Here is a 22,111-nt window from a genome sequence, read left to right as displayed (position 1 = left end):
GGTGGACGATCAACGCGCCGCGTCGCCAGCCTCGCGCGCATCCGAATCGATATGGAAGCCGAGCACCCGCGCGCCGGCCTGCCCAACGTCCAGCGCGACACCACGCCGCTCGATGCGCATGCATGCGGTGGCGAGCCTGTTTTCGTCTTCGGGATCGTGGGGGTCGTTGCGCAAGCCAGGCATCCCAGTGCCCGCGCGGTCGTGAAACGTACGCCCGAGGGCAGCAACTCGCCGAGCCGGAGCGGGCGGTCGCGCGACGAATCGGTGGCGCATCGATTTTCCCGCTCCGTTCTTGCGTCAGTCCTCTGCATTGCGTTTTATACGGCTAAACAACATATGTTGTCAACAAAAGCACAAACAACAACAAACGAGATATGAGCGAAGAAGTTGAAGCCGGATGCCGTTTCGCAACGGTACCCGGGAGCGGGAATACAGAGGATCGAAGGGAGCGCCCCGCCCTCAGGGCACGTAGGCGCCACGCGCGTTCAGCGAACGCTCGGCCTGTTCGAGTTGGGCGATCCCGCCCGAACCTTCGAGCGCCAGCAGATGCGCGACGAGCGATTCGGCCAGCGCCGTGGCCGCCACGAGCGAGGGGAAAAACGACGGGCTTTCGTGCGTGAAGATCAGCGCCTTGTGGGCATGGAGCGCAATCGGCGAAACGGCGCTGTCGGTGATCGCGATCAGTCGGCCGCCTTTCGCGAGCGCGGCCTCTGCCACGCGCACCGCCTCGACCGAATACGGTGCGAAGCTCACAACAATCGTCGCGCTGTCGCGCTCGATGCCGAGCAGTTGCATCTCCAGCGTCCCAGCCTCGCCGCCCAGCAACGAAACCGAAGGGCGAAAGAACCGATAACCGTAGACCAGCCCGAACGCCACCGCGTAGCACGAGCGGAAGCCCGCCACGTGCACGTGTTTCGCGCGGCGCAGCAGGCGCGCGGCCTCGACCATCGAGTGGGTGTTTTGGGCGGCGCTCGCCTCCAGATTATGCTGCTGCGCGAGGAGCATCTCGCGCGCGAGGCCGTCCTTCGTGCTGCCCGCCACGAGCGAGCGGGCCCGCGAAGAAAGGGGCTCGGGCCGCGTGCGCACTCTCGCGACGAACAGGTCGCGCAGCTCGTTCCAGCCCGGAAAGCCCAGTAGCTGGGAGAGCCGCACTAGCGACGCAGGCTGCACGCGGGCGCGCTCGGCGACCTTGCGCATCGACGAGACGGCCACTTCGTCGGGGTGGTCGAGCAGGAATGCTGCGCCGGTCTGGAACTGCGGACTCAAATCGGCGAAGCGCGCGCGGATCAGCGCGGCGAGCTGTTCGAAACTGTCTGGCATGTGATGCTCGGGCAGTGGTTGACAACAAATGTTACCACTCGTGTTGCCAGATGTTGCAAGTCGGGACAGATTGTGGTGATTCGCAAACGATTCCTGTCCTGACAAAAACAATGCTGTCCGTGCGCGCTCGGCTTGGCCACCCCGGTTTCCATCATCGTCGGGATTGGACGCGGCGCTCGCGAAGGGGTGCTCGTCAAGGACGCGGAAGCCCTCGAGTTGATGGAGAAAGTCGACACCGTCGTGGTCGACAAGACCGGAACCTTTACGGAGGGCAAACCGCGCGGACAGACTGTCGTTGCGCTGGCTGGCTGGTCCGAATCCCAGGTGCTTGCTTACGCTACAAGTCTCTAAGGCGCGAGCGAACACCCCCCTCGCGCAAGCCATCATCATGCACGCGAAAGACGCTGGAACAGAGACGAGTCGCGTAGACGCTTTCGACTCGGTGCCCGGCAAAGGCGTGACAGGAAAACTCGACGGATACGCGGTCTCCTTGGGCAATGCGCGCCTGATGGAAGAGCTGAAAATCAATTGTTCGTCGGTCGAAGAAAATACCGACACGCTGCGCGAGGCCGGGCAAACGGTTATGTATGTCGCGATAGACAGCGAACTTGCTGGCTACATCGGGGTAGCGGCCCCGTTAAAGGGACGACGCCGGACGCGGTGCGTCTGCTGAAAGAGTCCGGCGTGCAGATTGTGATGCTCACCGGCGACAATTCCGTCACCGCGAACTCGGTGGCGAAGGCACTCGCACTTGATGGCGTCAAGGCCGGCGTGCTACCTGAAGACAAGTACAAGCACCTGCAGGAGCTTCAGGCGCACGGGCACGTTGTCGCCATGGCTGCCAACTGGACGTCGAGCCTGGCCAGCGGCGCGAGTCGCTCGCCGTCGGTCCACCGATGACAATGAAACCACTTGACGAGGCAGATACCATTTGAGGCGCCAACGGCCTCCATGTGGCGGTCAGGCAATTGGGAGGCAGGTGGCGGGTGCTGCTAATAGTTCGCCGTTTCAACAGCCCTTTATTTCGATTGCCGGCATCAACACCTCGCCGGCTCCGTTATCGCCATCGGGGCGCGCTTTACTTGTGACACGAGGGAAAGCTCCCGAAAATCTTCGTATTAAAATCTTTGTAATATTCATGGAATTCGGCGTTTGTATTCGGTAACGACTTCAGCCATTCCGAATCCTCAAATTTATAATCGTCGTGGGTTGTAATCTACCAAACGCTGCCCTAGGCTTTACTCATATATTAGAACGTACGCCTCACCTTGGTTTGCTAGCTAAGTTGGTGTCCAGGACGATATAGTGAACCGACAAGAGTTGGTGCCCATGGACACCTGCTTACTGCACAGGCTCTTGTTTTCCCGCCAATAGCGCCTCGGCGCGCCCTATCCGGCGCTCACGTGCGCCCGTCTGCACCGCTCACAAAGCGCGGAGTGCGCGGCGATTGCGTTTGTTCACCTACCGGTCTATCTGGAGATGGTCGTCGCGACACGCGAAGTCCATTGTCACCTGTCAACTCGCCAGAATGCGTTTTTAATTTTCCTTTAGGAGTCCATAATGCTCCATTACATCTTGCTTAGGACCGTGCACGCAACAGCATTTGCCCTATTGGTCGCAACGACATTGAGCGCATGCGGCGGCGGAAACGCAGGTCCCGCCGGTTCCGCAGTCGACAATTCAGCTTCGTCGACGCCGGCAAACGGCGGATAGCGCAACCAGGACATCGCGCCGGCTCTACGACCTTCTTGTTGTGACACCAAGTGGTAAATACCAAATGGAGGCGTCAAATGTTTGCATATTCTCTTGTCTCTTCAGACAGTCGCTCCTGGCATACAACATGTCGGTTCACTCAAGGCGTGCTGCGCTCCATGCTGCTTTCGGCAGCGGTGGGGTTCAGTGCGTTGATGGTCAGTCAATCTTCAACCGCACAGCAGCTGTTCATTGGCGACGCGGGAGACAATTCCATCAAGCAGTTTAATTTGACTGGGGCATACATTGGCCCCTTCGTGGCTTCCGGGGCGGCGGCTGCCGGACTGACCGGGCCACGGGGAATGATTTTTACAGATGGGCAGCTCGTGGTCGTCAATCAGAACGTAAACACTCCAAATAACGGTGAGGTGATGCGCTTTGATGCGAAGACCGGTACATTTATCGGCAAACTAGTCTCTTCGACTGACCCCAACGCGCCTTTCTCGCCTCGCGGCATCGTGCGCGGCGGCCCAAACAACTACTTTTATGTGGCCGATGATGGTGTGGCGAACAACAAATGTGCTAACGAGGGCGACGTAAAGGAATATGATGCGGCGGGTGCTTTCAAGGGTAATCTCAACCGGAAGAACTTCAAGCCGGGGTTTTACCCGCGTGGAGTCGTCTTCGGACCCGACGGACTACTGTACGTCTCTGCAAGAGCATGCCCCGTCTCGAAAGACCCACATGACCCTTCAGTTGGCTACGTCTTGCGCTTCGACCCACGGACCAATGCATTCGTTGACGTATTTGCGTCCGATGCAACAGTCCCCGATTTGCATCGCCCTGAGGGCTTGGTCTTTGACAGCAAAGGCAATCTGTGGGTGACGAGCTTCCGTGCTGGGGCCACGGACACCGACAAAATACTGAAGCTTGACGGAAAGACCGGTCACCTGCTCGACAAGGTCGAGCTGGATGTAGCCGGTTCGCTCAGGTCATACGCAGAAGCAATCATCTTCGGGCCGGGTGGGTATCTGTACGTCCCAATCACTGGTTCGCCTAACACGGGTAGTGACAAGACGACGACAGGTGAGGTGCGGCGTTGCAATACCACGACCACGACTACGAGCCCGACCATACAGTGCAACGTCATCGTGCCGGCCAACTCCACGGGCGGCCCGTTACAGTCGCCGTGGTATCCAATCTTTAAGAACAGCGACCCTGCGACGCTGGACTACGACAACTAAAAACTGCGTGCATCGCAGAAAGGATGGGCCTGGCGGTCAGCCAGGCCTTGCTTGCTCGTTAAGCCCAAGGGATGTGTGTGCTTTAGAAGAGTGCGAACTGCGGGTGACCTCAAGAACGCCCTGCAAACATCGGCGGCACGAGCGCATAGCACGTCATCAACTCGGCCCTCCGCTCCAGACGGCACCAGCTGCACCAGTGGTTGTGACCAGGCCATCCAGACAGGCACCATTTCTGTCCGACCTGGCAGAGCGCCTTGGAATGCGCACGCCACGGACAGTAACTTAAACCTTATTGTCAGCTCAGTTGATGGCAGCACCGTTCGTCGTTCGTTCAATGGAGGTCATAATGAACCGCAATGCAAAGATTCGGCGACATGCGCTCGCCTTAGCAATGGTCGGCATCCTCTTCGGCGTCGCGAGCCAGGAGGTGCTGGCTGATGGCCAGGACACAGTTATCGTACCGCCGCAGCAAACGGTCGACGGGATGACCTACAATCAGTGGTCTGCGGCGTGGTGGCAATGGTTACTTGCAATACCGTATGGGCCGCCTCGGCCGAACCCTTCGGGTTACAACGACGGAACACACTGTAGCGTCAACCAGTCTGGACCGGTCTGGTTCCTGACCGGTCCATCAGGCTCTCTGGCCGCAAAGCCAGCAATCGAGCAATGCAAGGTGCCCGCCGGGAAATACATTTTTGTGCCGATTATTAACGCGGACTGCTCCACCTACGAGCTACCGGCGGGTGCTTTTTCATCATCAAATCCGACCGGTCCTGGCTGTTCAGTTGAATCTGATTGCCGCGTGTGTGCCAAAAACATAATTAACCTCGTCACCTCCGTGAGTGCCACGATTGATAACATACCAGTCAGTGGAGTGCAGCCGCCGTCATCTCCATTCCGGGTGCAATCGCCGTTCTTTCAATTCTCTGTACCGCATAACAATTTCTTCGTAACGGACTCTCCACCGCTCTCTGGTGCAGGTTCAGGCATGGCCATAAGCGACGGATACTGGCTGATGATAAAGCCGCTCCCACTGGGGCCGCACACGATTCATGTGATCGGTTCCATTCCGGGTGTCTTCACAGAAGATGTGACTTTCAACATCACCGTGAGCCAGCCCTGACCAAGAGTGAGCCGCAGACGCCGGCGTCGCTGGCGGTTCCAGCGAACAAGCTTTCAAGCCTTGGAACCGCTAGCCCGTCTCCACGAGGACACGGTGCATCCATACCGGCTCGAGAACCACCTCGAGAACGCGCTCAGCGACGAGAAGCCCAGCAGCCTCGCCACATCGGTAAAGGGACGCTCGCCGGCTTCGACATAGCGCGTCACGAGTTCGGCACGCACTTCGTCGACGAGCGATTGATACGTATGTCCATGCGCGGCAAGGTACCGGTACAGGGTCTTTCTATGCATGCCCAGTTCCTGCGCCACCCGTTCGGAATCGCATTCGCCAACCGGCAACAGCGCAAAGACCAGTTCCCTTACTTTCTCGGGCACGCTCGCGTGCGATTGCGCCAGCTTCGCATCGAGGAGATCTCGCGCATGTGAAGCGAGCAACGCGTCATACGACGAGATCGGTGCATCCAGATCGGATCGTTTCAGCACGATGCCATTGAAGTCACTATTGAAATCGACGGGCACGCCGAAGACGCGCCGATGGGTGGCGAGCGCGGCCGGCGGTGGGTGCGAAAAGCAGATACCGCGCGGCCTCCAGTCACTGCCCAGAAGCCTGGTGAGCGTGCGGTGCAGTACGCAGACGACCAGTTCGATGGACTGGCGAAACGTTCCGGGCCCCGCATTGAGAACTTCGACCATGAACACCGCGATGTCGCCTGTCGCCTCCACGCGCGAGCCCATCGCCTCGTTCTGCAGACGCACGTAACGGCAAAACGACTCGAGCGCCCGCCGCAGCGTGGGCTCCTCCTGCAGGGCAATGGCCAGCGGACCGAGATTGGCGGGCTGGCGCGTCTCCCCCATGCGAAGGCCGAAATCTTCTGCACCACTGATCTTTGCCGATTCTTCGAGCATGCGCATCGCCGCCCCCGCCGGCAGACGAATGTCCGGATCGAGCAAGGCTGCGCCGCTGATGCCGGCACGGCGCAGCTGCTCGTGAGGATCCAGCCCCACTTCGCGGGCAATATCGACGTAGTTGGTCAGGCTGGCGCTTCTCAACAAGGAAGGCATAGGGGTCTCCACCAATGCCACGAAATGTAAAAACGTTGCCACAAAAAGTCAAATGTCATGCCTGCCTTTCGCTGAGACTTCGAACACGCCAATGCACTTGGGTGCGGGCGATCGATAGAACAGCATCCCATTTCGATGCAACGAATTGCGGGTTGAAAACGACAAGAGGTCAGCATGCTGGAAGAAAACGTTGGTTCGTTGACAGGGGCCGCCGTCACTGTGCGGCCCACCCACCCTCGCGTATATGCCTGGGTAGTCTTCGGGCTGATTTTCGGGTTGATGCTCTCCGATTACATGTCGAGACAGGTGCTCAATGCGGTATTCCCGCAACTCAAGTCCGAATGGAACTTGACCGACGCGCAACTCGGTCTGCTCAGCGGCGTGGTTGGCCTGATGGTCGGGTTGCTGGCCTTTCCGGTCGCCCTGGTCGCCGACCGCTGGAACCGGACTCGAAGCGTCGTACTGATGGCGCTCTTCTGGAGCCTCGCCACGCTCGGGTGCGGGCTCGCCAGGAACTACGGTCACATGCTCACTGCGCGCCTGCTAGTGGGGATTGGCGAGGCCGGTTATGGCAGCGTCGGTCTCGCCATCATCCTGAGCGTGTTTCCGGCCTCGATGCGAGCCACGCTCACGGGCGCCTTCACCTCCGCCGGAATGCTGGGTTCGGTGCTCGGCATGGCAACCGGCGGCGTGATTGCGGCACGCTTTGGCTGGCGCGTCGCCTTCGTGGGCATGGCGCTGTTCGGCCTGCTCCTTGTCCTGGCGTGCGCCGCAACCGTTACCGAAGCCCGCGTGAAACGCCATGCGCGTCGACATGAGCGCTGTGCAAAGGGCGTTTCTCAAACGTTGCCGGAGCTTCTCAAATCGCTCTTCTGTACGCCCACGCTGGTTTTCACCTACGTGGGCAGCGGTCTTCAACTGTTCACCGCCTACGCCATCATCGCGTGGCTGCCCAGCTACCTCAATCGCTACCATCATATGGCGCCGGCGAAGTCCGCTCTCGCGGCCGCGCTCATGCTGATCGTGAGCGGCGTGGGCATGTCGCTCTGCGGGGTTGTCGCGGACCGGGTCGCGCGCAACTCGCCGCGCGGCAAGGTCACGCTGGCGATCGGGTACTGCCTCGGATCATGCGTACTGCTGATGATCGGCATGCGCATGGGGACGGGCGCCGCCCAGTTCGCGGTCATCGCCGCCGGTGTGTTTCTCGCCGCCGGCACCTGGGGGCCGGCCGGTGCGATGGCAACGAACCTCGTGCCAGCCTCGATCCACGCGACGGCACTCGCCACGTTGACGCTCGCGAACAACCTGCTCGGCGGTGCGCCGGGCCCCTATGTGACCGGCCTGCTCGCAGACCGCATCGGTTTGCTCGGCGCGCTGCAGTGGATTCCGCTGGTCTCAGTTGGCGCCGCGCTGGCCTTCGGCTGCGCCAAAGCGACCTATGAGCGAGACCTGCGCCGCTTCGAATCAACACGATGGTAGCGCGGCGGCGCGATCCGCCTCGCTATCCCTACAGGAGTCGTCTCATGACACAAACCCAAACTTCTTCCTCGCTCGACGGCAAAGTGGCCGTGATCACGGGTGCTGGCCGCGGCATCGGCCGTGCGATTGCGCTTGCCTATGCGCGCGCCGGCGCCTCGGTGGTATGCAGTGCGCGCAGCGAAGGGGAAATCGTCGAAACCGCTGCCATGATCGGTGAAGCAGGAGGGGCGTCGCTTGCCCTGACGGCCAATGTCAGTGACTACGACGACACAGTCGCGTTGTTCCGGCGCGCAAGCGAAGTCTTCGGCGGCATCGATATCGTGGTTGCCAACGCCGGTGTCGCCTCCGACCTGCGCAGGATCGAAGACAGCGACCCGGCCGAGTGGCGCAAGACGATCGACATCAATCTGACTGGCGCCTATCACACCGCGCATGCGGCCATCCCGTATCTGCGCCGGCGCGGGGCGGGCAAGATCATCATGGTCGGCTCGGGCCAGCGTAACCGTCCCGTTGCCGGGTTTTCCGCGTACTCCTGCTCGAAGAGCGGTCTCTGGATGCTGACCCAGTCGCTTGCGGTGGAACTGCTCGACTACAACATCAGCGTCAACGAACTGATCCCAGGTCCGGTGAAGACGGCGATGACCCGTGACGTTCCGATGCCGCCCGGCGAGTGGGCCAAGCAACCGGAAGACGTGGTGCCGTTGGCCCTGTTCCTCGCCAGCATGCCCGACGGTGGTCCGACGGCACAAAGCTACAGCTTGATGCGTCGTGCCTGAGCGTCGCGGCGAACACAGTTACCCGAAAGCGGAGAAATCTATGCTGAAAAACGAGCAGATCGAACGTTCCAGTGGAGCGCTGGCTAACGCGCGTCCCCTTCAGGGGCGCGTCGCACTCATCACCGGCGCCGGTCGCGGCCTCGGCGGCGTGATCGCACGGCATTTCGCGCGAGCGGGCGCGGACATCGTCATCTGCGATGTCGACCAGCCGGCCCTCGAAGAAACGCGGGAAGCGGTCGAAGCCATCGGGGCGCGCTGTATCGCGCTCGCTTGCGACATCACTTCGAGCGCCAGGGTCCGCGAGATGTTCGCAACGATCGTGGAGCGCTTTGGCACCCTGCACATCCTCGTGAATAACGCGGCGCTGGGCCCGACAGCGGCAGCAGACGAGATGCGCCGCAACAGGCATTACGCGTATATCACGACCCCGCAACCCAGGCAGGCGCTCGGCTTCACGAGCGAGATCACGGACGAGGATTGGCACCGCTATTGGGACGTCAACGTGCACGGCATGTTCTATTGCACGCGCGAAGCGCTCAAGCTGATGCAGGCCCAAGGTTACGGGCGCATCGTGAATCTCGCATCGGTCGCCGGGTTTTCGACCATTAGCGCGCATAGTCCGCACTACAGCGCGTCGAAGGGGGCGGTGATCGCCTTCACCAGGACCGTGGCTGCCGAAGTTGCCGGCGGAAACATTCTCGTCAATGCGCTCGCGCCTGGCGGCGTGCAGACACCGTTCTTCGAACAATACCTCGACTCGATCGGCGAGGAGGCACGCAACCGCTTCTGGCAGCTCATACCGGCGGGGCGCTTTGGCACCATGGACGAATATGCGGCGGTCGCGACGTTCCTCGCCGGCGATCACTACTTCGTCGGCCAGGTCATCAGCCCCAATGGCGGCGCGGTGATATGAGCGGCCGCCGCACCAGGCGCGTCCCGATTACGGCGCGCGGGAATCGGGCTTGAATGAATCGATTGAGTGAATCGATTGAGTGAATCGTCGGCGGCGCTCGCGCTGTTCCGTCGATCGCCTGAATCCCTCTACACCACCACACTCACTACCTCACCGATGAAACCGAAACGCGCAACGTTCACACGCATGCAAGACAGTACCCGCGAAGACTGGGAGATCATCAAGCCTCAAGCTGCCGAGTATTTCTCCCGACTGCCCGAGCGAGTTCTTGCGCACCTGAGACTCCTCGACGGGGAATTCAGCGGCTTCCCGATCGACCGCTACCAACACTGCCTGCAGGCCGCCACACTGGCGCTAAGGGATGGCCGCGACGATGAGTACGTGGTCTGCGCGCTGCTGCACGATATCGGCGACACGACCGGCTCGTACAACCATCCGGAAATCGCGGCCGCCATACTGAAACCATTTGTCTCCGAGGCTAACCTCTGGATGATCGAGCACCATGGAATCGTGCAGGGGCACAACTTCTTTCACCACATCGGCATGGACCGCCATATGCGCGATCAGCTCAGCGAGCACCCCCACTATCAACGCACGCTCGAGTTCGTGGATCGGTACGACGATCCGGCATTCGACGCCACTGCGAAGACGTGTGCAATCGAGGTATTCGAGCCGATCGTGCGGCGGGTGATGAAGGCGCCCAAACGATCGATCTACCGCGCGATTACCGAGGCGGGATAGAACTGAAGCGAACTTTCAACCGCGGAAGCGGCCGTCCGCGACGTTCCCCGCGCCTTGCAGCTGTACTTACTTTCTCCTGGTCTCCACCAAGAGAGTGAGAGCAGCCTGGCAAGCGATCAAGGCGCGGCATCTGTCCCAGCAGATCGCGGATCCCCTCGCGAACCTGGTCCCTCGACCACTCGCCGCGTTGCAGGTTTTCAGTGGAAATGCCACGCAGGTTTGCCGACTCCTGATTCCAGATTTGCGCGCTCATGCAGAGAAACGTGCCCTTGTGCATGCTTGCGTGAGGCCCGCATTGCTTCGTCACGTCCTCACCGGTGCGGCCTCCGCCGAGTTGATTTAAATCAATAAAAAACGACGTTCGATGCGATACATTAATTTACCGTCCGGTCGGTTAATTAATTACCTTTGCCCGCCCCTCTTCGGCGGGCCCTCTTGTCAAGCGTCGCTTTCGCCTCAAGGAGACACGTCTGTGAGTCATAACGAGAAACTCGCCCGCACCATGGAGTTCCCGCCCGCCACCGAACAGCCCAACGTCTACCCGTTGAGCTGGCACGCGGGCACTGCCAAGCTGGAAGAAGTCTGGGACGCGTCACAGCGTGAATACTGGGATGTGAAGAAGCTCCCCTGGGCGACGTTCGACCCGGCCCGCTACAGCTGGGAAGAGCGCGAGGCCATCGCATACTGGTGGACCCTGCTGTCCGTGTTCGATGCTTCCGCGCCGCCGGTCTTCGCGGAGGCATTCATCAAGACCTACGAGGTGCATGAAGAAGACGCGGTACGCCGTTGTTTCTTTTCGGTGACCCGCGATGAGCAGAACCACGAGCAGATGTGCGGCGCGGCGATCACGCGCCTGCTGGAGCACCCCGACCCGCTGACGTATTCGCCCAAAACCGAGCTCGGCAAACGCCTGCAGAAGAATGCGAAGTGGCTCTACTACAACGGCGGACGTTACTGGACGGGCTACAAGGCCGCCGTCCCGAAGTATCCGCTGGCCGTCCTGTTCAGCTCGTTTCTGATGGGCGAAATCGCTGCGGCCACCATCTTTCATCAGATGGCCGCCGGCTGCACCGAGCCCGTTTTCAAGGAAGCCTTCCGGAACATCGGCCGGGACGAAGGCCGCCACATGGCCATCTGCATGGCACTGATGGAGCGCGACTACCCGAAAATGGAACTGGAGAACAAAGCGCTCATCACCAAGCAGGTCCGCGCCGGATACCTCTTCCTGTCCGCCGTGCTGTTCGAGCCACCGATGGACTTCTGGGATCTGCCCGAAGACTTCATCGCCAACCAGCGCGCAGGCGAAACGGTGGCTCGCAAGGCCGGCTTCCAGATTCCGGAGTACGAAACAAAAAAAGAGAACTGGCGCAATGCGATGCTCAACCTCAAGAGCGTACTCGACCGTTACGGTATCCCCTTCCCGGCGATTCCCGAAGTGGGCATCACCGGCCAGGAGATCCGGGATATCGACATGAAGGACATCATCCCGGTGTTCTGAGTCGCGCGACCCTCTGAGCGACGCTGCAGCCGCCCCGCGGCTGCAGTCCCTTTCTTATCTGCGAACTCAAGAATGAGCGAAATCCGTCTGATGCCATCGGGCAAGACCGTCGACTGCTTGCCCGGCGACACCGTATTGCAGGCCCTGGAGCGCAAAGGCTACGCGCTGCCCAGCAACTGCCGCGCCGGCGCGTGCGGCGAATGCAAGGTCAAGGTGCGCTCGGGCGAGTTCGATCAGGGTTTGGTGCTCGACATGGCCTTGTCCCAGGAAGAGCGCCAGCAAGGCTATGGCCTCATGTGCATGGCCAAGCCCCTGTCGAAGACGCTCGAGATCGAATGGGACTTCGACGGCTCGAGACCCCGACTCTTTCCGCCGAAGGAGGCCATGACCTACATCCTCGTCGACCGCATCCGTCGGACCGAGCGTATCGTCGAACTCCGCCTGCGGCCCGTCGAGCCGGTCATGCGCTTCTGGCCCGGGCAATATGTGACGCTAGGCGATCACTTTTCGGGGGCGCCGGCCCGTTGTTATTCCATTGCGAATGCGCCACGGCCCGATGGCGAGATCGCATTGCAGGTAACCCGACTGGACGGTGGCGCGACGTCTGTCTGGATCCACGAGCAACTCAAGGTAGGCGATGTCGTCAGGCTTTCGGGCCCGTACGGCACGTTCATCGGTGATCCGTCTTCCGAGACTCCGGTGTTGTGCATGGCGGCCGGCTCGGGCCTGGCGCCCATCCTGTCGTTGACCGAGGCCGCCTTACGTCGAGGCTACAAACAACCCGTAACGTTGCTGTTTTCGGCAAGAACGCCTGGCGACGTTTACGGCAGCGGCGTGCTCGGCTACTGGCAGAGTCTCTACCGGAATTTCCGCTACATTCCGACGCTGACCCGTAGCGAGGCCCCGGGCTTCAGGAGCGGGCGCATTCCAGCCCTGCTGCCAGCACTGTTTCCGGATCTCAGCGCCTATAGCGTGTTCATTGCGGGCAGCCCGGACTTCACCGAGGCCTGCGCCGCCCAGGCGAAAGCGCTCGGTGCAAAGTCCGACCTGATCCATTCGGAAGGCTACGTGTCACAAGGCCGATGACCGACCCTGTTCATCCCGCGGCGGTAGATACGCGCCGTCGCTCTTGTGTGGACGAAACACGGCGGATTCCCGGTTTCGCTTGCCCAATGCCGCCGCGGCGCGATCCCGATACGCTCCATCTTCGCGGCTACGGCATAGTCGTCGTATCGCGCTGACATCGCAGAAGACCTCGAGCTCGCGCGCCTTCAGCCGCGCGTCAGGCGCGCAATGCGCCACGCGGCAACGCAGGTCCGCAGCACCGCCATCGGCAGACAACCCTGAAGCCATGCGCGTCGGAGCTACACGGGAGCCCGCCGGCGTTCATACAGTGACTTCTTGCAGTGACTGCGCAACTTGTTCCCGCAGCCCGTCGGGCGCACGGCTAGCCCAGTCGAAAGCGCGCCGCCGGTTCCAGCGCTCACGCGGCGCAGCCGCGCCGGGTCGCGGTCAGGCTCGAGCCCTTTCCTTCTGCGACCTCCCCTCCATACCTGGCGTTTTTCCGATCCTCGAAAGCGGATTTCACATTGTGAGATTCCGCCCGATTTCTCCAAACGCATCCTTTCCATTTACCAAAATACCGTTTCACATTACGATATGCTACCTATAACCGATTGAAAAATAACCACAAATTTAAGTCATATGTCTTATATAAGACATAACTCTTGGACGCGGAAGGAGCCTACAATTCACTCATGCAGTGTGTTCCGGCAGCCACAACGGGACATTCAGCCATTTTTCAAACTCGCTCACTCCTGGAAGAACCAAATGGCCCAATATCAAGACGACATCAAGGCAGTTGCTGCGTTGAAAGAGAAACAAGGCAGCGCGTGGAATGCCATCAATCCCGAGTCTGCGGCCCGCATGCGCGCCCAGAACAAGTTCAAAACGGGCCTCGACATCGCAAAGTACACCGCGAAGATCATGCGCGCCGACATGGCCGCCTACGATGCCGACCCGTCGAAGTACACCCAGTCGCTGGGCTGCTGGCATGGCTTCATCGGCCAGCAGAAGATGATCTCCATCAAGAAGCATTTCAACAGCACCGAGCGCCGCTACCTTTACCTGTCCGGCTGGATGGTGGCCGCGCTGCGCTCCGAGTTCGGCCCGCTGCCGGACCAGTCGATGCACGAAAAGACCGCCGTCAGCGCACTGATCCGCGAGCTGTATACCTTCCTGCGCCAGGCCGACGCCCGTGAACTGGGTGGCCTGTTCCGCCAGCTGGACGCGGCCGAAGGCGCTGCCAAAGCCGCCATCCAGGAAAAAATCGACAACCACATCACCCACGTCGTCCCCATCATCGCCGACATCGACGCGGGTTTTGGCAACGCCGAAGCCACCTACCTGCTGGCCAAGCAGTTCATCGAAGCAGGCGCATGCTGCATCCAGATCGAAAATCAGGTGTCCGACGAAAAGCAGTGCGGCCACCAGGATGGCAAGGTCACCGTGCCGCATGAGGACTTCCTCGCCAAGATCCGCGCCATCCGCTACGCCTTCCTCGAGCTGGGCGTGGACGACGGCATCATCGTGGCCCGTACCGACTCGCTGGGCGCCGGTCTGACCAAGCAGATCGCCGTGACCCACGCGCCGGGCGACCTGGGCGACCAATACAATTCGTTCCTCGACTGCGACGAAATTTCGGCCGACGCACTGGGCAATGGTGACGTCGTCATCAAGCGCGACGGCAAGCTGCTGCGTCCCAAGCGCCTGCCCAGCAACCTGTTCCAGTTCCGCACCGGCACGGGCGAAGCGCGCTGCGTGCTCGATTGCATCACCGCGCTGCAAAACGGCGCCGACCTGTTGTGGATCGAAACCGAAAAGCCGCATATCGGCCAGATCGCCGGCATGGTGAACGAGATCCGCAAGGTCATCCCGAATGCCAAGCTGGTGTACAACAACAGCCCGTCGTTCAACTGGACCCTGAACTTCCGTCAGCAGGCGTACGACGCGATGAAAGCCGCAGGCAAGGATGTGTCGGCATACGATCGCGCCCAACTGATGAGCGCGGAATACGACCAAAGCGAACTGGCGCTCGCCGCCGACGAAAAGATCCGCACCTTCCAGGCCGATGCGGCGCGCGAAGCCGGCATCTTCCATCACCTGATCACGCTGCCGACTTACCACACCGCGGCACTGTCGACCGACAACCTGGCCCGCGAATACTTCGGCGACCAGGGCATGCTCGGTTATGTGGCTGGCGTGCAGCGCAAGGAAATCCGCCAGGGCATCGCATGCGTCAAGCACCAGAACATGTCCGGCTCGGACATCGGCGACGACCACAAGGAGTATTTCAGCGGCGAAGCAGCCCTGAAAGCGGCGGGTAAAGACAACACCATGAACCAGTTCTGATACTCGCAATACCCCACGCAAAACGCCAACCGCTTCAGGTTGGCGTTTCTTTTTGTCCGCGTTAGCTCGCGGGGTGCTTATCACAAGCCAACGCCTTTGCAGGATTCGTGGCTGCAAAACCGAACGCGCAGACCCGATAATGCAACGTTACGAATCTAGCATCGCCGTTGCACCTGTGTCCGGGTCCGCCGCCTACACTGCGAACCGTACCCACCAGCAACGCACATCAAGTGCGCAGGAGCAGCGAAATGAAAAGGACGATTCTCGGCGTGGTATTGGGTGCGGCGGCGCTGGCAGCGTCGAGCGCAGCGTTCGCCCACGTAGATGTAGCACTGGGCGTTGAAGTACCTGGCGTGGCCTACGCCCCGGCCCAGCCTGTTTATGTCGCTCCGCCGCCCGCTGAGTATGCGCCTCCACCGGTCGCGGTCGCCTGGCGCGGCGACGACGACTGGCGTGCGCGTGAGTGGCGCGAACGCGAATGGCGAGAACACGAACGGCGCGAGCACCAATGGCGTGAGCGAGCCTGGCGCGACCATGATCGCTGGGGCTATTGAGCCGATTTCGCCGCTGAACCTTCACATCAGTAGCTGAGCACATGAACGTCAATAACCGTATCAGGACACTTGCTGCGGCTACTGGTCTCGTACTGGCGGCAGCCGGATCGGCACACGCCGCCGGCTGCCTGAAGGGCGCGGTCGTCGGCGGTGTCGCGGGACACTATGCGGGTCACCACGCAGTCGCGGGCGCGGTAGGCGGCTGCATCGTCGGACGTCACCTTGCGAAGGCCCATGCAGAGGAACGGGCCGCGCAGCACGATGCCGCCCGTTCCCAGAAGCCAGCCACGTGATTCCCGATCGAAAGGTGGCTACGTCCTTGACTTAGCGCCCCTCGCTGGCGATCGGCGTCGGATGGACCAGGAGCAGCACAACGGTAACCGCACAGAATGCGGCGCCTGCGTAGAACGTAGTGGCTGCGCCGAAACGTTCCCACAACTGGCCCGCGACGACGCTCGACGCCAGCGTCATCACACCGCTCAGCAGATTGAAGAAGCCGAACGCGGTGCCCCGCAGATCTGGCGGCGCCGTGTGGGCGACCATCGCGGAAAACAGACCCTGGGTCATGCCCATGTGCAGCCCCCACAGTGCAACTCCCACGAGGACCAGGCTCCAGTGCGCGCCGTGCGCGAGCACGATATCGGAGCCGATCAATACGACGAGGCCGGCTATCAGCAACCGGGTGTGGCTCATCGTGTCCGCGAGCTTGCCAAACGGATAAGCGGAGAGTGCGTAGACGAAGTTCATCGCAACCATGACGAGCGGAACCAGCGCGATCGATACGCCGCTGCCCATTGCGCGAAGCACCAGGAACGCCTCGCTGAATCGCGCCAGCGCGAAAACAGCGCCCACGCCGACCACCCACCAATAGTTCGTGCCGAGCTGCCTGAGGCGCGTCCAGGTCACGGGATTGCCCTTCTTGACGGAAGCCTCATGCACGGGCTCCCTGACACCGAATGTCAGCAGTGTGACGGTGAGCACTGCGGGAATGACGGCAATCCAGAATGCGAGCCGAAAGTTGTTTCCCGACACCAGCATGATGGCGACGCCCAGCAGCGGCCCGAGCAACGCGCCGACCGTGTCGAGCGCCTGACGCAGGCCAAAGGCCGCACCGCGCAGTTGCGGCGGCGTGACATCGGCGATGAGCGCATCGCGAGGCGCACCCCGGATACCCTTCCCGACCCGGTCCATGACACGAGCCGTGACCACGACCCCAACCGTCGGCGCAATGGCGAAAATGGGCTTGCTCAACGCGCCGAGCGAATAGCCGGCCACTGCGAGCCATTTGCGGTTGTGCAGATAGTCGCTCAGCGTGCCCGAAAACACCTTGACGATCTGGGCCGTTGCCTCGGCGACGCCTTCGATGATGCCGATCGCGCCGGCACTCGCGCCGAGGCTTGCCACCAGGAACATCGGCAGCAGGCTGTGAATGATTTCGGACGAAATGTCCATGAACAGACTGACACACCCGAGCACCCAGACACTGCGCGGAATCTGCCGGATCACACTGACTTGCGGTTCGCTTTGCATTCGATAAGGTCGACACAAATGTAGCGTTCTAACGAAACGGCCGTACTGCGCCGCTGGTCCTAGTCGAATTCGACATCGCCGCTGTTGCGCAACGCATGCAGGCGTCGAATCTGTTCAGGGAGAATTCGCCCCTGCGATAGAGCGGGAAGGTCATCGACGTCGAAAAACTGGACTGCGTCGGTTTCAGCGCCGCATATCTCGCCCGCCTGCACGATTTCCCCAAGAAAAACCAGCTTCCAGATGTGAAACACGGAAGGCGGATGACCGTGCTTGAGCATATCCCACACGGCAAGCAGCCGGACGATGTTCACCGTATAGCCGCTTTCTTCGCGGGCTTCCTTCGCCGCATTCTCGGCGGGCGAGACGCCCACATCGGCCCACCCGCCGGGCAGGGACCACAAGCCATCCACGGCCTCCCGCACGAGCAGGATCTGCCCGGCCTCGTTGAAGGCGGCACATCTGACATCGAGCTTGGGGTTGGCATAGCCCGTTTCCGACGCGAAGAGCGCGGCGACATCGCATGCTTGCATGGAAGCCATCTCTGCAAGTTGAAGATGCGCGATGCGTGCGATCTCGGCGTATCTTTCCGTGTCGAAGGGGCTCGTTGCGTAGTGCAAACCCGTTTGCGCGAGTGCGAGCAGCCGCCGAGCCTGCGCAAGACGTGCTATCAGCGAATCTTGTCCCGAAGGCGTGGTCATGGTTCGTGGCGTGCACGTGCGTCAAGCACCTGGTCGCGTGCGAGCGGCGCCCTGGCGTGTTCGAGCAGGGTCTTTGGGCCATCGAAAATGCCGCTCTTCCGGTCAAACAGGGTGCCATGACAGTCAAAGGTCAGCCGGTCGAAGTCGGTCAGTTCCACGATTGCGCCTCCCTGCTGTCGTTGACGGAGACCACGGTGCGTCGAGCGTATGCACAAACGCATGTCGCCATGCTGAAGCCTTTCCGCTCGCGATTTCCGCTACAGTTTATGGCGCTTTCTCCGTTGACGCTTGCTTGCCTGTCCTCGCGCATTGGAAGCCCGCGCCCGGCGCCTATGTTTCACCCGCGCAGGACGAGCCAGACGGATGTCGTTACAACCACGCATCGCACGTGAAAACACCATGAAAACTACGCGTACCATTTCGACAGTCGAAGTCCATACCGGCGGCGAAGCCTTCCGCATCGTCACCAGCGGCCTCCCCCGCCTCCCTGGCGACACCATCGTCAAGCGTCGTGCGTGGCTCAAGGAAAACGCCGACGAAATCCGCACCGCGTTGATGTTCGAGCCGCGCGGCCATGCCGACATGTACGGCGGCTATCTGACCGAACCGGTCAGCCCGAGCGCCGACTTCGGCATCATCTTCCTCCACAACGAGGGCTATAGCGATCACTGCGGACACGGCGTCATCGCACTGTCCACCGCCGCGGTCGAGCTTGGCTGGGTGCAGCGCCAGGTGCCGGAAACGCGGGTCGGCATCGACGCTCCCTGCGGCTTCATCGAGGCATACGTTCAGTGGGATGGCGAGCACGCCGGCAATGTGCGGTTCGTGAACGTCCCGTCCTTCATCTGGAAGCGGGATGTGACCGTCGAGACGCCTTCCTTTGGCACCGTCAAGGGCGATATCGCCTTCGGTGGCGCGTTCTATTTTTATACAGACGGTCACCCGCATGGTCTTGAAGTTCGCGAGTCGTCGGCCGAGGCGCTCATCCGCTTCGGCGCCGAAGTCAAGGAAGCCGCCAACAAGGCGTACCCTGTCGTCCATCCCGAGATTCCGGAGATCAATCACATATACGGAACCATCATTGCCGGCGCACCGCGACACCCGGGCTCGACGCAAGCGAACTGCTGCGTGTTTGCGGACCGCGAGGTGGACCGCTCGCCGACCGGCTCCGGAACCGGCGGGCGCGTCGCCCAATTGTATCTGCGAGGCGAACTCGGCAAGGACGAGACCCTTGTGAACGAATCCATCATCGGCACCGTCTTCAAGGGACGTGTGCTCGGCGAAACGACGGTCGGCGGCTTCCGTGCAGTCATTCCGGAAGTCGAAGGCAACGCGTTCGTGTGCGGCTTCGCAACGTGGATCGTAGACGAGCGTGACCCGCTGACTTACGGCTTCCTCGTTCGGTAAGCCGGTCTGCCGCGTGACACCCCCTGGAGGGGCAACGCCGCGATTCAATGCACTTCACGCACGCGCCGACGCGACCTGCGCCGCGCGCGTAGCCTGCGCCGCCTGCTTCAGACGCGCCACCCCTTCGCGAATCTCGTCAACGTTCGGCGCGGCAAACGAAAGGCGCAGCGAGGCGCTATCCGGCTGGTCGGCGAAAAACGCCTTGCCCGGCACGAATATTACGTTGCTGGCGATCGCGTTCGGCAAAAGCGCATCGATCGCCACGCCGGGCATGCGCGCCCACACGAACATGCCGCCTTCGGGCTGATGAAACGCGATTTCGCCCTCGAATTCCGCGCGCAGGCCATCGCAGAGCGCCTCGCATTTGCGCCGATACGCTTGTGTGATACGCGGCAGATGCTGTTCGAGCGAGCCCGCTTCCAGATAGTGCGCGGCGATCGCCTGCGTCCACGGTGTACTGCACAGGTCGGCGGTCTGCTTGGCGATCACGCAGCGCCGCGCGATTTCGGCGGGGGCGATCGTCCAGCCCACGCGCAAGCCGGGCGCGACGACTTTCGAAAGACTCGAAAAATGCACGACCCAGGCGCGCGCACCCTCCACTTCGCTCGCCAGCGCGAGCAGGGAGGGCATGGCCTGGCCGGCGAAACGCAGATCGCCGTAGGGATCGTCCTCGACGATCACAAAGCGGTATTGAACGGCGAGGCGCAGCAACGCGAGGCGACGTTCACGCGTGAGCGTGGCCCCGGTAGGGTTTGCGAAGGTCGGCACGGTGTACAGCAATTTCGGCCGCGCAATGACGCCCGATGCGAGCCGGGCGGCGAGCACATCGACGTCGATGCCGTCACCGTCCACCGGCACCGTCACGACACGCGCCTGCTGGAGCCTGAGGGCCTGCAGCGTGGCCGGATAGGCAGGCTGCTCCGTCAACGCCGTGTCGCCCGGATCGAGCAGCACACGCAACAAGAGATCGAGCCCTTGCTGCGAGCCCGTGGTGATCAGCATTTCCTCTGGCGCGCATATCGCGCCGCGCCGCGCCATGAGTGCGAGGAGCTGGGCCTTCAGCTCCGGCAAGCCGTCGGTCGGGCCATACTGAAGGCATTGTGTGGGGGCCTGCCATGCGCGCGCGGCAGCCGCCTGCAACCCTTCCTCGTCGAAAAGATCGCTGGCGGGATAGCCGCCGGCGAAGGAAATCATGCCTGGTTGTGCCAGGTACCTGAAAAGCTCTCGAATCGGCGAACCGGCCGGATGCTGGAAAGGTGCGGTGAAGTCGTACATGTCGTCAATGGCGGTGGCCGGATAAGCTTCGATTGTGGTCGGGCCGCCTGCGCGCATCAAACGAAATCTAATCACCACATCTTGCGGTTTGCTCATCAAGCGTCCCGCGCGCCTTCGTTCATGGCGAGGCGGCGGGTCAAACGAAAGAGGCCCGTGATACGGGCCTCAAATTTGCGTCGCCTGACTCGATCGTCACTACGGCATCACACCACGTTCTTTTCGACGATAGGACGATTTTCCAGCACGCGCGACCAGTCGAGCGAAGAAAGATCGAGCGTGGTGTACCTGCCATTCAGAATCAGTTCGCTCACACCGCGCCCCGTTGCCGGCCCTTGCTGCAGACCGTGCCCGCTGAAGCCGTTGGCGAACACGCAATTGTCGATTGCCGGGTGATACCCGATGATGGCGTTCTGGTCGAGCACGTTGTACTCGTAGTAGCCGGACCAGCAATTCTCCACGCGCAGCGCCTCGAACTCCGGCACGCGGTGCGCCAGCGTGGGCCAGATCACGTCGTCGAAAATGGCGTGATCGACCTCGTCGAGCGGCAGGTCATCGGGATCGTTTTCCGGGCTCGGCGACGTGCCGGTAATGTACGTGTTGCCCTCGGGGCGGAAATACACGCCGGACGGATCGATCAGCAACGGGCAATGGGTCAGCCGCGCCGGTGACGACACATTGAAAATGCTGCGGCGGCGCGCGTAAACCGGAATGTCGATGTCCATCATCACGGCGAGCTTGCGTGCCCACGCGCCTGCCGCGTTCACGAGCGTGTCGCACGCATGGCGTTCGCCGTCGCTCGCGATCACGTGCGTGACCTTGCGGCCACTACGCACGACGCCTGTCACATCCGCCGCCACATAGCGCGCGCCGAGCGACTGCGCCTTCTTGCGCAGCGCCTGCACGAGGCCGTAGCCGTCGAACCAGCCCTCGCCGCTGCGGCCATACGCGCCGCTTGCGAGATCCTCGACGTTGAGCCATGGAAACTTCGCCTGCAACGCGTCGCGCGACATGAGTTCGATGTCTGCGCCGAGGCGCGTCTGCAGCGCGTGATTTTCGCGCAGCGTCGCATCGCCCGCCTCGGTGGCGAGGAAAAGATAGCCGCCCTCGTGCAGATCGATCGACGGACGGCTGCCGTTGACTTCGAGCCGCTCGCCAATGCCGCGCAGGAACTCGATGCCGAAGAGCGACATCTGGATCGAGAGCGGCGTGGAAAACTGCTGCCGGATCGACGCGGCCGAAAGCGCCGAAGACGAGCGCGCATAACTCGGGTCGCGCTCGAACACGGTCACCGAAACCGTTGGGTCGGTTGCGCGCAGAAAGTAAGCAATAGAACTACCGATGACTCCGCCGCCAACGATAACGACTTGAGAACTCACGACTTGCTCCAGA

At 61.6% G+C, this 22,111-nt stretch carries 21 protein-coding genes and 1 pseudogene; 14 read left to right on the top strand and 8 right to left on the bottom strand.

The annotated features are described in order from the left end of the window. Nucleotides 1–9 precede the first annotated feature (9 nt). Together VSR34_RS05400 and VSR34_RS05395 are read right to left on the bottom strand one after the other, a co-directional pair. On the bottom strand, nucleotides 10–174 hold the full coding sequence (locus VSR34_RS05400) for a hypothetical protein (RefSeq protein WP_155836766.1): 165 nt from the start codon (nucleotides 172–174) through the stop codon (nucleotides 10–12). A 285-nt stretch (nucleotides 175–459) separates the two neighbouring features. Further along, a complete protein-coding gene (locus VSR34_RS05395) occupies nucleotides 460–1,320 on the bottom strand; it encodes a MurR/RpiR family transcriptional regulator (protein WP_028210252.1) in 861 nt (286 codons plus the stop codon). 132 nt (nucleotides 1,321–1,452) lie between these two features. Here VSR34_RS05395 and VSR34_RS05390 point away from each other — a divergent pair, with 132 nt between their 5' ends. The 4 genes from VSR34_RS05390 (at nucleotide 1,453) to VSR34_RS05375 (ending at nucleotide 5,379) form a co-directional block, all read left to right on the top strand. Continuing rightward, nucleotides 1,453–1,671, top strand: a complete 219-nt coding sequence (locus VSR34_RS05390) for a hypothetical protein (RefSeq protein WP_342962040.1) — start codon at nucleotides 1,453–1,455, stop codon at nucleotides 1,669–1,671. Nucleotides 1,672–1,848: 177 nt separating this feature from the next. Further along, on the top strand, nucleotides 1,849–2,220 hold the full coding sequence (locus tag VSR34_RS05385; RefSeq protein WP_342962039.1) for an HAD family hydrolase: 372 nt from the start codon (nucleotides 1,849–1,851) through the stop codon (nucleotides 2,218–2,220). Nucleotides 2,221–3,110: 890 nt separating this feature from the next. Then, nucleotides 3,111–4,256 carry a hypothetical protein gene (locus tag VSR34_RS05380; RefSeq protein ID WP_342962038.1) on the top strand — a complete coding sequence of 382 codons (1,146 nt, stop codon included), beginning with the start codon at nucleotides 3,111–3,113 and terminating at the stop codon, nucleotides 4,254–4,256. A gap of 346 nt (nucleotides 4,257–4,602) precedes the next feature. Then, nucleotides 4,603–5,379: a hypothetical protein gene (locus tag VSR34_RS05375; protein ID WP_155836767.1), complete on the top strand. Its 777-nt coding sequence runs from the start codon at nucleotides 4,603–4,605 to the stop codon at nucleotides 5,377–5,379. Nucleotides 5,380–5,432: 53 nt separating this feature from the next. Here the strand turns inward: VSR34_RS05375 and VSR34_RS05370 are convergent, their stop codons facing one another. Further along, nucleotides 5,433–6,440 carry an AraC family transcriptional regulator gene (locus tag VSR34_RS05370; protein WP_028210256.1) on the bottom strand — a complete coding sequence of 336 codons (1,008 nt, stop codon included), beginning with the start codon at nucleotides 6,438–6,440 and terminating at the stop codon, nucleotides 5,433–5,435. A 174-nt stretch (nucleotides 6,441–6,614) separates the two neighbouring features. Here VSR34_RS05370 and VSR34_RS05365 point away from each other — a divergent pair, with 174 nt between their 5' ends. The 9 genes from VSR34_RS05365 (at nucleotide 6,615) to VSR34_RS05325 (ending at nucleotide 16,105) form a co-directional block, all read left to right on the top strand. Continuing rightward, on the top strand, nucleotides 6,615–7,919 hold the full coding sequence (locus VSR34_RS05365; protein WP_051390741.1) for an MFS transporter: 1,305 nt from the start codon (nucleotides 6,615–6,617) through the stop codon (nucleotides 7,917–7,919). Between the two features lie 83 nt (nucleotides 7,920–8,002). Next, entirely contained in the window at nucleotides 8,003–8,695 is a 693-nt protein-coding gene (locus tag VSR34_RS05360) for an SDR family NAD(P)-dependent oxidoreductase (protein ID WP_238327628.1), read from the top strand. 40 nt (nucleotides 8,696–8,735) lie between these two features. Next, nucleotides 8,736–9,608 carry an SDR family NAD(P)-dependent oxidoreductase gene (locus VSR34_RS05355; RefSeq protein ID WP_081715850.1) on the top strand — a complete coding sequence of 291 codons (873 nt, stop codon included), beginning with the start codon at nucleotides 8,736–8,738 and terminating at the stop codon, nucleotides 9,606–9,608. Between the two features lie 156 nt (nucleotides 9,609–9,764). After that, nucleotides 9,765–10,349, top strand: a complete 585-nt coding sequence (locus VSR34_RS05350) for an HD domain-containing protein (protein ID WP_342962115.1) — start codon at nucleotides 9,765–9,767, stop codon at nucleotides 10,347–10,349. 472 nt (nucleotides 10,350–10,821) lie between these two features. Next, on the top strand, nucleotides 10,822–11,847 hold the full coding sequence (locus VSR34_RS05345; protein WP_342962037.1) for a hypothetical protein: 1,026 nt from the start codon (nucleotides 10,822–10,824) through the stop codon (nucleotides 11,845–11,847). A gap of 72 nt (nucleotides 11,848–11,919) precedes the next feature. Next, nucleotides 11,920–12,933: a 2Fe-2S iron-sulfur cluster-binding protein gene (locus VSR34_RS05340; protein ID WP_342962036.1), complete on the top strand. Its 1,014-nt coding sequence runs from the start codon at nucleotides 11,920–11,922 to the stop codon at nucleotides 12,931–12,933. Nucleotides 12,934–13,677: 744 nt separating this feature from the next. After that, the gene (locus VSR34_RS05335; RefSeq protein WP_028210263.1) at nucleotides 13,678–15,258 is read left to right on the top strand and encodes an isocitrate lyase; all 1,581 of its coding nucleotides are present in this window, start codon (nucleotides 13,678–13,680) and stop codon (nucleotides 15,256–15,258) included. A 248-nt stretch (nucleotides 15,259–15,506) separates the two neighbouring features. Continuing rightward, nucleotides 15,507–15,812 (top strand): hypothetical protein, encoded by a 306-nt coding sequence (locus tag VSR34_RS05330; protein ID WP_081715851.1) that lies wholly within the window; start codon nucleotides 15,507–15,509, stop codon nucleotides 15,810–15,812. Between the two features lie 41 nt (nucleotides 15,813–15,853). Beyond that, the gene (locus VSR34_RS05325) at nucleotides 15,854–16,105 is read left to right on the top strand and encodes a hypothetical protein (RefSeq protein WP_342962035.1); all 252 of its coding nucleotides are present in this window, start codon (nucleotides 15,854–15,856) and stop codon (nucleotides 16,103–16,105) included. 31 nt (nucleotides 16,106–16,136) lie between these two features. Here VSR34_RS05325 and VSR34_RS05320 read toward each other — a convergent pair whose 3' ends face one another. The 3 genes and pseudogenes from VSR34_RS05320 to VSR34_RS05310 all read right to left on the bottom strand — a co-directional run. Next, nucleotides 16,137–17,342, bottom strand: a complete 1,206-nt coding sequence (locus tag VSR34_RS05320; RefSeq protein ID WP_342962034.1) for an MFS transporter — start codon at nucleotides 17,340–17,342, stop codon at nucleotides 16,137–16,139. A 59-nt stretch (nucleotides 17,343–17,401) separates the two neighbouring features. Continuing rightward, nucleotides 17,402–18,040 carry an NUDIX hydrolase gene (locus VSR34_RS05315; RefSeq protein WP_042289484.1) on the bottom strand — a complete coding sequence of 213 codons (639 nt, stop codon included), beginning with the start codon at nucleotides 18,038–18,040 and terminating at the stop codon, nucleotides 17,402–17,404. Between the two features lie 2 nt (nucleotides 18,041–18,042). Next, nucleotides 18,043–18,198: pseudogene (locus VSR34_RS05310) on the bottom strand (haloacid dehalogenase); the annotation flags it as partial. Between the two features lie 241 nt (nucleotides 18,199–18,439). Between VSR34_RS05310 and lhpH the strand changes: the two are divergent. Next, complete coding sequence (gene lhpH / locus VSR34_RS05305) at nucleotides 18,440–19,447, top strand: trans-3-hydroxy-L-proline dehydratase (RefSeq protein WP_028210268.1); 1,008 nt, start codon at nucleotides 18,440–18,442, stop codon at nucleotides 19,445–19,447. 54 nt (nucleotides 19,448–19,501) lie between these two features. Here lhpH and VSR34_RS05300 read toward each other — a convergent pair whose 3' ends face one another. Together VSR34_RS05300 and VSR34_RS05295 are read right to left on the bottom strand one after the other, a co-directional pair. Further along, nucleotides 19,502–20,722, bottom strand: a complete 1,221-nt coding sequence (locus tag VSR34_RS05300) for a PLP-dependent aminotransferase family protein (protein ID WP_342962114.1) — start codon at nucleotides 20,720–20,722, stop codon at nucleotides 19,502–19,504. 203 nt (nucleotides 20,723–20,925) lie between these two features. Continuing rightward, nucleotides 20,926–22,098: an FAD-binding oxidoreductase gene (locus VSR34_RS05295; RefSeq protein WP_028210270.1), complete on the bottom strand. Its 1,173-nt coding sequence runs from the start codon at nucleotides 22,096–22,098 to the stop codon at nucleotides 20,926–20,928. Between the last annotated feature and the right edge of the window lie 13 nt (nucleotides 22,099–22,111).

Source organism: Paraburkholderia sp. JHI2823 (genome assembly GCF_038900695.1).
Classification (GTDB): Bacteria; Pseudomonadota; Gammaproteobacteria; order Burkholderiales; family Burkholderiaceae; genus Paraburkholderia; species Paraburkholderia mimosarum.
Note: the sequence above shows the minus strand (reverse complement) of the source record. Positions and strands in the feature narration are given on the sequence as shown.